Raw genomic sequence first — 14,094 nt, forward strand, 5'->3', positions numbered from 1 at the left:
ACAATGGCCTCTTGAATTCCCGGACCGCCACAGCGGTGGCAGCTGCACGCCGACGCCTCTTGCCTTCAAGGCCAAGTCCGGGCAAAAGGCCGCAATGATCCAGATTTCCGGCCTTTCCGCCCGCATCGCGGGACGTCTCCTCATCGAAAACGCATCCGTGACGCTTCCAGCGGGCACGAAGGCGGGGCTCGTGGGCCGAAACGGCGCCGGCAAGTCCACGCTGTTTCGCATCATAACCGGCGAATTCGCGTCGGAAGCCGGCACGATCGCGCTACCCAAGAACGCGCGCATCGGCCAGGTCGCGCAGGAAGCGCCCGGCACAGAAGAACCGCTGATCGAGATCGTGCTCAAGGCCGACAAGGAGCGCACTGCGCTGGTCGCAGAAGCCGAGACCGCGACCGACCCGCATCGGATAGCCGAGATCCAGACCCGGCTTGCCGACATCGGCGCCCACTCGGCCGAAGCGCGCGCTGCGAGCATTCTCGCCGGCCTCGGCTTCGACCACGATGCACAGCTGCGTCCCGCCTCGTCGTTTTCCGGTGGCTGGCGGATGCGGGTGGCGCTTGCGGGCGTGCTCTTTTCCGAGCCGGATTTGCTGCTGCTCGACGAGCCGACCAACTATCTCGACCTCGAAGGCACGCTGTGGCTGGAGGATTACATCCGCCGCTATCCGCACACCGTCATCATCATCAGCCACGACCGCGACCTCTTGAACACCGCGGTCAATGCCATCGTGCATCTCGACCAGAAGAAGCTCACCTTCTATCGCGGCCCCTACGACCAGTTCGAGCGACAGAAGGCGGAAGCCGACGAACTGCAGATGAAGGCGAAAGCCAAGAACGACGCGGCTCGTAAGCACCTGCAAAGCTTCATCGATCGCTTCAAGGCCAAGGCCACCAAGGCGCGCCAGGCGCAAAGCCGCGTCAAGGCGCTGGAGCGTATGGGCACGATTGCGGCTGTGATTGAAGACCATGTTCAGGGCTTCTCCTTCCCTGACCCCGAGAAAGAAGCCGCTTCGCCGATCATCGCCGTCACCGGCGGTACCGTCGGCTACGAGCCCGGCAAGCCGATCCTCAAGCGTTTGAACCTCCGGATCGATACGGACGACCGCATCGCCCTGCTCGGCTCGAACGGCAACGGCAAGTCCACCTTCGCCAAGTTCATATCCGGCCGCCTGGCGCCGGAATCCGGCGAACTGAAGATCGCACCCAACCTCAAGGTCGGCTTCTTCGCCCAGCATCAGCTCGACGACCTGATCCCGACGCAAAGTGCTGTCGAGCATGTGCGCCGGCGCATGTCGGAAGCGCCCGAAGCCAAGGTCCGCTCGCGCGTCGCGCAGATGGGGCTTGCGACGGAAAAGATGGAAACGCCGGCCAAGGATCTCTCCGGCGGCGAAAAGGCGCGGCTGCTGATGGGCCTCGCCGCCTTCGATGCGCCGAACCTCTTGATCCTCGACGAGCCGACCAACCACCTCGACATCGACAGCCGCAACGCGCTGATCACTGCGCTCAACGACTACTCCGGTGCCGTGATCCTGATCTCGCACGACCGGCACCTGATCGAGGCGACGGCAGACCGGCTGTGGCTGGTGCGCGACGGGACCGTGACGAGTTATGACGGCGACCTTGAGGACTACCGCAGCCTGATCGTCGGCGGGCCCAAGGCGAAGGACGAGAAGCCGAGGCCGACGGGCGTCGATGACAGTCTTTCGAAGGCGGACCAGCGCAAGGTCAATGCCGACAAGCGTGCCTCGCTGGCACCGCTCCGCAAGAAGATCAATGAAATCGAATCCTTGACCGGAAAGCTGGAGAAACTGATTCAGGCACTTGATGTGGAACTTGCCGATCCGGCGCTCTACGAAAAGTCGCCGGCCAAGGCTGCGCAGAAGGCCAAGGAACGCTCCGACGCGGCAGCAAAACTCGCCCACGCCGAAGAACAATGGCTCGAGCTTTCCGCAGAATATGAAGACGCGATGGCCGGCTGATAAGCCGGCCCGGCGGTCGCCTCGCCTCCGTCAACCCAGCTCGAAGGTGGTGATTCCGTAGATCCGCGCCAGCGGTAAACCGGGATCCGGTCCACGATACATACGCGCGGTTTCAAACACGGGCTTCAGATTGTAGCGATCGCAAAGTGCCTTGGCCGAGGCATTCGGTTCGGGGATGTCGAGGTAGACGTCGCTGCCGTTGACGCCGGCGGCAAGCTTGCGAAAGACCAGATCGGCACCGGTCTCGGTGTCGGAAAACAGCGGCCCGATCTTGAAGCCGTTGCGGCAGGCCCGGATCGTCCCGTAGGCTGCAATCGCGCCATCGCGCAGCAACAAGACGCTGCGCCGCCCGTCGCTCGGCTTCAGCCACTCGCGCAGAAAAACTTCGCGACGCGCCGGAACGAAGCGTCGATCATAGTCGACGAGGAGCGGCATGTGCACCGGCGCGACCTCAAGGAGATCTGCGCCCGGCGGCTCGACCACGTCGATGATGCCGCCGTAGCGGATATTCGCGTGGGCATAGGCGAAGCCGGACCGGCTATAGTTCTCCTGCTGCGCGACCACACCGTCCAGGCCGACGATGCGCCGATCGGCAGCCGACATCGCCTGTTGCCACAGGTGCCGGCCGATGCCCCTGCCACGGTGATCCGGCCGGGTGATGTAGAAGCCGAGAAAGCCGTAATTTTCGTTGTATCGCACCAGCGAGATCGCTGCGACCGGCCCCTCCTCTCCATCCGCTACCCAATACCCCTCCGGGTCGGCCGCCCAAAAAGGCCCTGCGTCGCCGAGACCGGGGTTCCACCCCTCTTCCGCGGCCCACTCGATCATGACGTCGAGGTCGGCTCGGCTTGCCCGACGGATCTGCTGCTGCATCGTTCACTCCCCTTTCAAGCGGTGAGACCGCCCCATCGTCCGTTCGGCTGACGCAAGGGCACCGCACGTCCGCCGGTAAAGTTAGTGCGGCGGCGTTGAGAGGGAATGACAATCTGTCGATTTCGTCGACATAGATGTCTTCGTCTGGTCGGTGGGCGGCCGCTTGCTCCCGGTGCGCAATCTGCTACAAGAACCGACAATAAGTCATACAAATCGAGCGGAACACCATGGCCCCCATCAAAATAGCGCTTGTCGGTATCGGCAAGATCGTTCGCGACCAGCACCTGCCCGCGATCGCCAAGAACGGCGACTATCAGCTGATTGCCGCCGCGAGCCGGCATGGGACGGTCGATGGCATCGACAATTTCAAGTCTATCGAGGCAATGCTCCAAGCTGTGCCTGCGATCGAAGCTGTGTCGCTCTGCATGCCGCCGCAGTATCGCTACGAGGCGGCGCGCATCGCACTCGACGCCGGCAAGCACGTTTTCCTGGAAAAGCCGCCGGGCGCTACCCTCAGCGAAGTGGCGGACCTCGAGGCGCTGGCCGCATCCAAGGGGCTGTCGCTGTTTGCAAGCTGGCACTCCCGCTACGCGCCGGCGGTGGAAGCGGCAAAGTCCTTCCTGGCAAGCACGACGATCAAGGATGTCCAGGTCATCTGGAAGGAAGACGTGCGCCACTGGCATCCAAACCAGGAATGGATCTGGGCGGCCGGCGGCCTCGGGATCTTCGATCCGGGCATCAACGCGTTGTCGATCGTCACCCACATCCTGCCGCGGCCGCTGTTCGTAACCTCGGCTGTGCTCGAATTCCCCGAGAATCGCGATGCGCCGATCGCCGCCAGCATCACCTTCACCGACGGCCAGAAGCTGCCGGTCGCAGCGGAATTCGACTGGCGCCAGACCGGCAAGCAGAGCTGGGACATTGTGGCCCGCACGGCGGGTGGCGAGATGGTGCTGTCGGAGGGCGGCGCCAAGCTCTCCATCGACGGCAAGCTCGTGCACGAGGAACCGGAGCAGGAATATCCGATGCTCTACCGGCGCTTCGCCGAAATCGTCAAAGCCCGGAAATCCGACGTCGACCTGGCGCCGCTTCGCCACGTCGCCGATGCCTTCATGCTCGGCAAACGCAAGTTCGTCGAGGCCTTTCACGACTGACCTTCCGGACAGGCCGGAAACAAAAAGCCCGCGGTCTCGGCCGCGGGCTTTTTTGTCGTAACGCTTGTAAACTCAGGCCTTCTTTTCCCAGCGGCCGTCGCGGTTCTGCTGCCAGTAGGTCAAGGTGTGCCCCTCGCCCTTCAGCCGCTTCCAATGACCGCGCGCGCCCTCCAGCTGCTCCTGGTCGTAGCCGTCAAACATGAAGACGATGCGCTCATAGGCCGAGACGTCAGGCGGAGCTGCGCCATCGATGACGAAACGCACCGTCGCCGCATTGGCGTTACCGTCGTCAGCGACGAGCAATACCGGCTGGTCCGCCGCAAAATCGCCGGCGTCCGTGCCATGCGGCAGGAAGCTCTCGTCGCGATAGACCCAGAGATGCGTGTCGAGCGCGTCGCGCCGCTCGGCATCGATTGTCTGGACGACCACCCGCCAGCCACGCTCGACACTCTTGTCGAGCAATGGCGGCAGCGCGTCTTCCAGCTTCGATTCCGTCAGGTGATAGAACAGGATCTCGGTCATGCCGACTTCTTCCCGCCTTGCGTCACGTCCGGCATTGGCGATCAGGCCTCGTAGCTCGCCCGCACCAGTTCATCGAGCAGCCGTACGCCGAAGCCCGAGCCCCAGGACTGGTTGACCTCGTCGGTCGGCGCGCCCATGGCGGTGCCGGCGATGTCGAGATGCGCCCAGGGCGTGTCCTTGACGAAGCGCTTGAGGAACTGCGCCGCGGTCACCGCGCCGCCGTGGCGGCCGCCGGTGTTCTTCATGTCCGCGAACTTGCTGTCGATCATCTTGTCGTATTCTCGGCCGAGCGGCATGCGCCACAGGGGCTCATGCGTCGCAATGCCGGCAGCAAGGAGCTGCCCCGCCAGGCGGTCATCGTTGGAGAACAGGCCGGCATGATGCGTCGCGAGCGCCACCATGATGGCGCCGGTCAGCGTTGCAAGGTCGATGATCGCCTGCGGCTTGAAGCGATCGTTGCAGTACCAGAGCGCATCGCAAAGCACGAGACGGCCCTCGGCGTCGGTATTGATCACCTCGATCGTCTGGCCGGACATGGAGGTCACGATATCGCCGGGGCGCTGGGCGCTGCCGTCGGGCATGTTTTCCACAAGGCCGATGATGCCGATGGCGTTGACCTTGGCTTCACGGGCGGCGAGCACGTGCATGAGGCCGGTGACGGCTGCGGCGCCACCCATGTCGCCCTTCATCTCCTCCATGCCGGCTGCCGGCTTGATCGAGATGCCGCCGCTATCGAAGACGACGCCCTTGCCGACGAAGGCGAGCGGCCGGTCCTTCGACTTGCCGCCCTTCCACTGCATGATGACAAGCCGCGGCGGGCGGCTCGACCCTTGTGCGACGCCGAGCAGCGCGCCCATGCCGAGCTTCTTCATTTCCTTTTCGGTGAGGATCTCCACCTCGACGCCGAGCTTTTCCAGCTCCTTCGCCTTGGCGGCAAACTCGACCGGGCCGAGCACGTTTGCCGGTTCGTTCACCAGATCGCGGGCGATAAACACGCCTTCGGCAACGGCCTGCGCCGCCGTGAACGCCTTTTTCGCCGCTATGACCGTGCCGGTGACGATCGTCACCTTGGTCGGCTTGCCGGACGATTTCGCGTCGTCGTCGGCCTTCTTGGTCTTGTAGCTGTCGAAGGCGTAGGCATTCATTTCCATGCCGAGCGCGAAGTCGGCGGCCGCCTTGCCGGTCACGTTGACGTCGTCCGCGTCGATGAAGACCGTCACCCTGTCGACCGAGCCGAGCTTCGCTGCAACGCTACCGCCGGCCTTCAGCCAGTCATGGTCCGTCAGCGCATCCGCGTCTCCAAGACCGAGCACGACGATTCGATCGGCGGGCGAGCCATGCGGCGCGACGATGTCGAGAGTGGAGAACGCCTTGCCGGTAAACTTCTTGATCTTGGCCGCCTTCGCCACCACGTTCTCGGGGTCGGCGACATCGGCGCCAGCAGCCGCCGACGCGCTCGCGGTCTTCAGCAGAACGGCGACGCCGCCGCTCGGCTTGTGGGACTTGGCAAAGGTGAACTCAAACTTCATCGACATTGAAAACTCCGGGTATTTCCTGTCTGGACGCAACCCTTTGGATCGAATGGATCTTTCCGAGGGATCGAGCGCCAGCCCAAGGGGATCGAGGCCGCACAACGCATCCGGGCGACACGGCAGGGCTCATGGCAAGCCGGCCTGTTACCGGGCGGTTACAGTGGCAAATATTCGCATCGTTCGCCACCGTCAAAGCTGTGGCCGGCACCCTTCTCGCTTTTCAACCGCTTGGCAAGATGCCCGCAGATGTTTACATGCGGTTAACCGAGGTTCTTCGCCTTAAATTATCCCTGTTGCTACACAATTCGAGCAGCAGGGATGGCTGGCAAAGGACCGGGCTTCGGTTTACGGACATGGGCGGGACCCGGTTCGACAATCGCCGCCGGAACAGAAACATGAGCAGGATTTTGGACCGGACACGGGCATGAAGCTGATCGAACGCTACATATTCCGGCGTGCCGTGATCATGTTCCTCGCAACGCTCCTGCCGTTGCTCGGCATCGTCTGGACGACTCAGGCGCTGACCAACGTCAACCTCGTCACCGACAACGGCCAGTCCGTCTTCGCCTTCGCCAAGGTGGCGACCCTCATCCTGCCCTCCGTCATCACGATCATCCTGCCCTTTGCGCTGGTGATCGGCGTCACGCAGACGCTGTCGACGATGAACACCGATTCGGAGCTGACGGTGCTCAATGCCGCCGGCAGCTCGCGCATGGCGATCATCCGGCCGGTGATCTACCTGGCCTTGGGCCTCAGCGTGCTTTCCTTCGTGGTCGACAATTTCGTCGAACCCTATTCGCGCACGGCGCTGCGCAAGATGCTGGCAACCGCCAACGCCGACCTCCTGTCATCCGTCGTCCAGGAGAACACATTCCGCAAGGTCGCCGACAATCTCTACGTCCAGGTTGGCGCGCGGCGGGGCGGCGGCGTGCTGCAGGGCATCTTCGTCGCCGATTCGCGCAATCCGAGCTTCGAACTCGTCTACTACGCCCGCGAAGGCGCCATCGACGACAAGAGCTCGGCGCTGGTGATGAAAGACGGGGAAGTGCAACGCAAGCTCCCCGACGGCAGTGTGTCGATCATCAAGTTCGACTCCTACGCCTTCGACCTCGCCGACATGACCAAGACGACGCGCGAGGCGACCATCCGGGCGAAGGACCGCGACCTTCCCGGCCTGATCAATCCGGACCCGGAGGATCATGTCTACAAGAACAATCCGCTTGCGTTTACAGCCGAGCTCAACCGTCGCTTCACGGAATGGACCTTTCCCCTGCTGTTTGGCCTGATCGCGCTCGTCTTCAGCAGCGACGCACGCTCCCACCGCGAAGCGCGGCTTCATCCGATGGTCAGCGCCCTCGGTATGGCGCTGCTCATCCGCTGGATGACGTTTTACGCCGGTAACAGCGCCGAGGACTCCGTCTGGTTCGTACCTTTGATGTATGCGGTGCCGCTGCTTGCGGGCGCGCTCTGCATTCACCAGCTCGTCAGCAACAGGCGGCTGGACATTCCGATGACCGGGCAAGAAAAGCTGCAGGAGCTCCTGGTTCGCCTGCGCCTGATGCGGCCCGATGCCGAGAAGGGGCAGCCGTCATGATGGGCACGCTCGGCCGCTACTTCTTCATGCGCTATGTGATCACGACGTTCTGGTTCCTCGTCGGGATCTTCTCGCTGGTCTTCATCATCGACTTCAGCGAACAGGCGAGCCGGTTGGCGAACCTGCCGCGCTACAGCATCTCCGGCGCCCTTTTGATGACCGCGCTTCGCATCCCGCTGATCCTTCAACAGACGATACCCTTCGTCGCGCTGTTTTCGGCCATGGCCGCGCTGATCTCGCTCAACCGCCGCTACGAGCTGGTGGTGACCCGCGCGGCGGGCATCTCCGTCTGGCAGTTCCTGCGCCCCTTCGTGCTCGGGTCTTTCCTCTTCGGCGTGCTGGCGGTCGTGGCGCTCAACCCGCTTGCGGCCTGGGGAACGAAGCGCGGCGAGGCTCTGCTCGCCGAATGGGGCTCCACGCGGAACGCCGATGCCGGCTCGATCCCGTGGCTCCGGCAGATCTATAACGGCACGGACACGATCATCGGCGCACGCTCTGTTCAGGACAACGGGACGACACTTCTCAACGTCACCGTCATCCACTTTGATCCACAGGGCACGATCATTCTGAGACAGGATGCGGCGTCGGCGAAACTTGAAGATGGTTACTGGCTTCTTAACGACGTCACGGAAACGCGCAACGGACAGCTTCCGCAACGTTTGAAAACAGCACAGCTGGCCACCAATCTTAAGCCGGAGTTTGTTCAGGAACGTCTTGCAAAGGCTGATTCCATTCAGTTTTTCGACCTGCCGCGTAAGATCGAAGTGGCTCGCTCCTTCGGTTTTTCGACCAACGGCATGGAAACCCAATTCCACTCAATGTTGTCGTTGCCGCTGCTGCTCGTCGCCATGACGCTGATAGCCGCTTGCGTGTCGCTGAAATTTAGCCGGTTTAACCAATCGCGCTCCGTAATTCTCGGTGGCATCCTTTCAGGCTTCGTGCTTTATGTCGTCACCGTGCTTGTCAAAGCATTCGGGAGCAGCGGCATTGTGCCTCCTTTCGTTGCAGCCTGGTTGCCAGTTGTTGTAGCGATGGCGCTGGGCTCGACGATTCTTTTAAATCAGGAGGATGGCTAGTGGCGGTAGTGAACCGCAAACGTATAAGGCTGATCAACGCCGCCCTGCTCGCAGGCGTGGCGCTGCAGACACTTGCCATGGGAATGAGTGCGCCAGCGATGGCGCAGCAGGCTTCGGAGCGCCTCGATTCGTTGCGCCCGAACATGCCGGAAGACGCCAAGCTGCTTCTGTCCGCCAATGAGCTCGTCTACAACAAGGACGCCGAAAAAGTGATCGTGCGCGGCAACGTGCAGATCGATTACGGCGGCTACAAGATGGTGGCCCGCCAGGTCGAGTACGACCAGAAGAAGGGCCGCATTTATGCATCCGGGGAAATCCAGTTCGTCGAGCCGGGCGGCAATGTCGTCTACGCCGACAAGATGGATATCACCGACGATTTCGGGGACGGCTTCCTCGATCAGATGCGCATTGAAACCACCGATCTGACGCGGCTTGCTGCCACGAGCGGCGAGCGCCGGAACGGTGAGGAATTCATTCTGAACGAGGCCGTCTACACGGCCTGCACGCCCTGCTCGACCAAGCCGGAACATCGCTCGCTGTGGCACATCAAGGCCCAGCGCGTCATCCAGAATGGCCGCACGCGGACAATCCGCCTGGAGAACGCCCGCTTCGAACTGTTCGGCAAGCCGATCGCCTATATTCCGGTGATGGAGCTGCCCGACCATACGGTCAAACGCAAGAGCGGCTTCCTGTTCCCGACGTTCCGCTCGGCCCAGAAGCTCGGCGTTGGCGTCGGCGTCCCCTACTACTGGGCGATCTCGCCCTATATGGACGCAACGGCAACGCTTACCGGCCTGACGCGACAGGGCTTCCTGTTGGAGGGTGAATTCCGCCAGCGGTTCCACAACGGCTTCCACACTCTCAACTTCGCCGGGATCAGCCAGCTCGACAAGGGCAAGTTCACGCCTGGCACCGTCGACGCGATGCACACCAACCGTGGCATGATCGCCTCGAAGGCGGAGTTCGAGATCAACCCGCGCTGGACCTTCGGCTGGAACGTGCTCGTCCAGTCGGACGCCAACTTCGCCAAGACCTACGAACTGTCGAATTTCGACGGAACGACCTATGTCAACCAGGCGTATCTGAGCGGGCTCGGCAAGCGGAACTACTTCGATCTGCGCGCTTTCTACTTCGACATCCAGGATGCCGACGCCAACAGCATCGAGGAGAACCAGCAGCCTGCGGCACAGGTTCTCGACTATTCCTACAAGGCGCCTGAATCCGTCCTGGGCGGTGAGCTTTCCGGTACGCTGAACTTCACGAACGTGAAGCGCAACCGGCTCGACGCGTTCACGCAGCCGGGCGTGACCCGTTTCCGTGGCCTCGAGGGCACGTCGCACCGCCTGACCGGCGAACTGGAGTGGAAGCGCACCTTCATTGCTCCGGGCGGTCTGGTCATCACGCCGCTGCTGGCGGCGCGTGGCGACGCCATCGGGCTGAACATGGACAACCCGGGTCCGGCCTACACGGGCGACTACAACACGAGCGACGCGGTGACGCGGCGCATGCTGACCGCAGGTCTCGAAGCCCGCTACCCGATTCTGTTCGTGGGCGAGGACAGCAGCCATGTGCTCGAACCGATCGCGCAGCTCTATGCACGCCCGAACGAACAATATGCCGGCGGCCTGCCAAACGAAGACGCGCAGAGCTTCGTGTTCGACGCGACCAACCTCTTCGACCGCGACAAGTTCTCCGGTTTCGACCGGATCGAGGGCGGCACGCGCGCCAATGTCGGTTTCCGCTATACCGGAACCTTCGACAGCGGCTACGGCCTGCGCGGCATCGTCGGCCAGTCGTTCCATCTGGGCGGGCTGAACTCGTTTGCGACGGACGACCTGGTCAAGGCCGGGGCGAATTCCGGTCTCGAGACCAGGAGTTCCGACTACGTTGCCATGTTCGGCATCGATGCACCGTCCGGCCTGATGGCGAGCATTTCCGGCCGCCTCGACGAAAAGGACCTGTCGCTGCGCCGCGCCGACACCACCGTCGGCTATCTCGGCACGACGTGGCAGGCGGCGATGACCTATACGCGCATCGAAGCGCAGCCGCTCTACGGATCTCTGTCCAACCAGGACGAAATCCAGACGGCTGCCGCCTACCGGTTCCATGATTACTGGTCGGTGTTCGGCGCGATCACCTATGACATCAACAAGGATGTCATCTCGCGCAACGGTTTCGGCATCACCTACGACGATCAGGACACGCTGTTCTCGATCGTCTACAAACAGGAACGCGATACCGACGCCAATGTGGCGAACGACTGGTCGATCGGCGCGAGAATCAGCTTCCGTACGCTCGGCGACGTGAACGTCGGCGACACCAAGTTCGAAGAGCTGGACTATTATTGATATCGTCAAGCGAGTGGGCGGGCCAAAAGTTCGCCCATTCGTCGATATCGGCACGGTCAAACGGTCTTGTCATCGTTTGGCCGCATGTACTATGCATTCCCTCCGACAAGATAAGGCAACGGCGCAAGGCCGATAGGCGGACAAAGCCTGTCGACGGTGATAGTCCGGGATATAGGAAAAGATAATGGGCGGGAAAATGTCGATCTTGAGGACACTGTCGGTACTGGCTTTGGCCGGCACCTTGAGCGTTGCCGTATGCTCCGGAGCTCAGGCAGCAGCGAGCACGGTCAAGGTAACGGTCAACAACACGGTGATTACCTCCGGCGACATCGCCAAGCGCGTGGCCTTCCTTCGCCTGCAGCGTCAGAAGGGCGGCAACGACGAAGCCAAGAAGCAGCTCGTCGACGAAGTTCTCAAGCGGGCCGAGATCGCACGCATCGGCCAGTCCGTCAGCACCCAGGAAGTCGATGCCGCCTATGCGCGCTTCGCCTCGGGCAACAAGCTTTCGACCGAGCAGCTCGGCAAGATCCTCGATCAGGCCGGCGTCGGCGCGGAACATTTCAAGCAGTTCATCGCCGTGCAGATGAGCTGGCCGCGCGCGGTCAACTTCCGCTACGGCAGCTCCAACCGCCTCCAAGGCGCCGACCTCGTCAAGCGCATGATGGCAGGCGGCGGACAGAAGCCCGTCACCACCGAATACTTCCTGCAGCAGGTGATCTTCGTTATTCCCGAGAAGAAGCGTGGCGCGATCACCGCGAAGCGGCAGGCCGAAGCCAACGCCTCGCGCGCCCAGTTCCCGGGTTGCGAAACCTCCAAGGTGTTTGCCGCCAACTATCGCGACGTGTCGATCCGCAGCCTCGGCCGCATGCTGGCCCAGCAGCTGCCCGACGAATGGAAGCCGCTGATCGAGAAAGCCGGCGAGAACGGCACCACTGGCACCCGCGTGACCGAAAAGGGCGTCGAGTACCTGGCGATCTGCAAGAAGCGTGAGGTCAACGACGACACCGCCGCCGAAATCGTCTTCCGCGCCGAGGATATCGGCAAGAAGAAGGAAGGCGGCGAGGACCCGAACAGCGAGAAGTACCTCGAGGAGCTGCGCAAGAAGGCGCAAATCGTCAACAAGTAATCACGACGGAACCATGCGCGAAACAACCGGCGGGCCCCTCGCCCTGACCATGGGCGACCCGGCCGGTATCGGGCCGGACATCAGTCTTTCGGCCTGGCTCGGCCGCCGCGACCGCGCGACGGCCCCCTTCCTCTTCATCGGCGACCCCGCGGTGCTTGCCGCACGCGCATCGATGCTCGGCTACACAGTGCCTATCCGCGAGACCGATTGCGTCGGCGCGCTCTCCCTCTTCGATACGGCGTTGCCGGTGCTGCCGCTTACCTGCCCTGCCCCGGTCAAGGCCGGCGATCCTGACACGGCCAATGCCAGCGCCGTCATCGGCGCGATCGACACGGCCGTGCGACTTGTGACCGCCGGACAGGCTTCGGCCGTGGTCACGAACCCGATCGCCAAGGCGGTTCTCTATGACGCCGGCTTCCGCTTTCCGGGCCATACCGAATATCTCGCCGATCTTGCCGAAAAGGCGACGGGACAGCCGGTGCTGCCGGTGATGATGCTGGCCGGACCGAAGCTGCGCGCCGTTCCCGTCACCATCCATATCCCCTTGAAGGACGTGCCGGAGCAACTGACGCCGGACCTCATCTATCGCACCTGTGCGATTACTGCGGCAGACCTTCGCAATCGCTTCGGACTTCGGCAGCCACAGCTCGCGATCGCCGGGCTGAACCCGCATGCGGGCGAAAACGGTGCGCTTGGCCTCGAGGACGACGCCGTGATACGGCCCGTTATCGACCGGCTGCGCGCTGAAGGCATCGATGCCGTCGGACCCCTGCCGGCCGATACGATGTTCCATGATCGTGCACGCGCCACCTACGACGTGGCCATCTGCATGTATCACGACCAGGCGCTGATCCCGGCCAAGGCGCTCGGCTTCGACGATAGCGTCAACGTCACGCTCGGCCTTCCCTTCATCCGCACCTCGCCCGACCACGGCACCGCCTTCAGCCTTGCCGGCAAGGGCATCGCCCGCGACGACAGCCTTCGGGCAGCCCTCGACCTTGCCGCATCGCTTGCGGCCAATATGCCAGGAGATACCCGCTGATGGCCGCCCTTGACGGTCTTCCTCCGCTACGCGACGTCATCCAGCGTCACGGCCTCGATGCCAAGAAGGCGCTCGGCCAGAACTTCCTGCTCGACCTCAACCTGACGCAGAAGATCGCGCGGACCGCCGGTTCGCTCGAAGGCGTGACGGTCATCGAGGTCGGCCCCGGACCGGGCGGCCTCACTCGCGCCATCCTCGCGCTCGGCGCCAAGAAGGTCATTGCGATCGAGCGTGACTCGCGCTGCCTGCCGGCACTTGCCGAAATCGGCGCGCATTATCCCGATCGGCTGCAGGTCATCGAGGGCGACGCGCTCAAAACGCCCTTCGAGACGCTTGCCGACGAAGGGCCGGTCAAGATCATCGCCAACCTGCCCTACAATGTCGGCACGCAGTTGCTCGTCAACTGGCTGCTGCCCGAGCGCTGGCCGCCCTTCTGGCAGTCGCTGACGCTGATGTTCCAGCGTGAAGTGGGCCTGAGGATCGTCGCCGACGCGGATGACGACCACTATGGCCGCCTCGGTGTGCTCTGCGGTTGGCGTACGAACGCACGGATGGCGTTCGACGTACCGCCGCAGGCCTTTACGCCACCACCGAAGGTGACGTCCTCCGTAGTCCATCTGGAGCCGGTCGAAAACCCGATCCCCTGCGCGGTCGCAGCCCTCGAGAAGGTGACGCATGCAGCCTTCGGCCAACGCCGCAAGATGCTGCGCCAGAGCCTGAAGCCGCTCGGTGGCGAGGCGCTGCTTGCCAAGGCCGACATCGACCCGCAGCGACGCGCCGAAACACTTTCGGTGGAAGAATTCTGCCGGCTGGCAAACTGCCTCTGAGCGGGCATGTGGATCG

At 63.0% G+C, this 14,094-nt stretch carries 11 protein-coding genes; 8 read left to right on the forward strand and 3 right to left on the reverse strand.

Features of this window, described 5'->3' with window-relative positions; translation table 11 throughout:
* Positions 1 to 94: 94 nt before the first annotated feature.
* Positions 95 to 1,984: an ABC-F family ATP-binding cassette domain-containing protein gene (locus OKW20_RS01010; protein ID WP_429169724.1), complete on the forward strand. Its 1,890-nt coding sequence runs from the start codon at positions 95 to 97 to the stop codon at positions 1,982 to 1,984.
* 30 nt (positions 1,985 to 2,014) lie between these two features.
* Here OKW20_RS01010 and OKW20_RS01015 read toward each other — a convergent pair whose 3' ends face one another.
* A complete protein-coding gene (locus tag OKW20_RS01015; protein ID WP_429169726.1) occupies positions 2,015 to 2,857 on the reverse strand; it encodes a GNAT family N-acetyltransferase in 843 nt (280 codons plus the stop codon).
* A 227-nt stretch (positions 2,858 to 3,084) separates the two neighbouring features.
* Between OKW20_RS01015 and OKW20_RS01020 the strand changes: the two genes are divergently transcribed.
* On the forward strand, positions 3,085 to 4,011 hold the full coding sequence (locus tag OKW20_RS01020) for a Gfo/Idh/MocA family protein (protein WP_429169728.1): 927 nt from the start codon (positions 3,085 to 3,087) through the stop codon (positions 4,009 to 4,011).
* Positions 4,012 to 4,083: 72 nt separating this feature from the next.
* Here OKW20_RS01020 and OKW20_RS01025 read toward each other — a convergent pair whose 3' ends face one another.
* Complete coding sequence (locus OKW20_RS01025; RefSeq protein ID WP_429115323.1) at positions 4,084 to 4,533, reverse strand: DNA polymerase III subunit chi; 450 nt, start codon at positions 4,531 to 4,533, stop codon at positions 4,084 to 4,086.
* 41 nt (positions 4,534 to 4,574) lie between these two features.
* Positions 4,575 to 6,068, reverse strand: coding sequence for a leucyl aminopeptidase (locus tag OKW20_RS01030; RefSeq protein WP_429169730.1), 1,494 nt, complete (start codon positions 6,066 to 6,068; stop codon positions 4,575 to 4,577).
* 421 nt (positions 6,069 to 6,489) lie between these two features.
* Here OKW20_RS01030 and lptF point away from each other — a divergent pair, with 421 nt between their 5' ends.
* The 6 genes from lptF to rsmA all read left to right on the forward strand — a co-directional run bounded on the left by lptF (position 6,490) and on the right by rsmA (position 14,078).
* Positions 6,490 to 7,659: an LPS export ABC transporter permease LptF gene (gene lptF / locus OKW20_RS01035; protein ID WP_043611379.1), complete on the forward strand. Its 1,170-nt coding sequence runs from the start codon at positions 6,490 to 6,492 to the stop codon at positions 7,657 to 7,659.
* Positions 7,656 to 8,735, forward strand: coding sequence for an LPS export ABC transporter permease LptG (lptG, locus tag OKW20_RS01040; RefSeq protein WP_429169732.1), 1,080 nt, complete (start codon positions 7,656 to 7,658; stop codon positions 8,733 to 8,735). The genes lptF and lptG overlap by 4 nt, the downstream gene beginning before the upstream one ends.
* Positions 8,735 to 11,083: an LPS-assembly protein LptD gene (locus OKW20_RS01045; protein ID WP_429169733.1), complete on the forward strand. Its 2,349-nt coding sequence runs from the start codon at positions 8,735 to 8,737 to the stop codon at positions 11,081 to 11,083. Before lptG ends, OKW20_RS01045 begins: the two co-directional genes overlap by 1 nt.
* 184 nt (positions 11,084 to 11,267) lie before the next feature.
* Positions 11,268 to 12,209: a peptidylprolyl isomerase gene (locus OKW20_RS01050; protein ID WP_043611377.1), complete on the forward strand. Its 942-nt coding sequence runs from the start codon at positions 11,268 to 11,270 to the stop codon at positions 12,207 to 12,209.
* Between the two features lie 13 nt (positions 12,210 to 12,222).
* Complete coding sequence (gene pdxA / locus OKW20_RS01055; RefSeq protein WP_429169734.1) at positions 12,223 to 13,251, forward strand: 4-hydroxythreonine-4-phosphate dehydrogenase PdxA; 1,029 nt, start codon at positions 12,223 to 12,225, stop codon at positions 13,249 to 13,251.
* Entirely contained in the window at positions 13,251 to 14,078 is an 828-nt protein-coding gene (rsmA, locus tag OKW20_RS01060; RefSeq protein WP_429169735.1) for a 16S rRNA (adenine(1518)-N(6)/adenine(1519)-N(6))-dimethyltransferase RsmA, read from the forward strand. Before pdxA ends, rsmA begins: the two co-directional genes overlap by 1 nt.
* Positions 14,079 to 14,094: the final 16 nt, after the last annotated feature.

Origin of the sequence: Ensifer sp. LBL, from assembly GCF_050435225.1 — a bacterium.
GTDB lineage: Bacteria > Pseudomonadota > Alphaproteobacteria > Rhizobiales > Rhizobiaceae > Ensifer.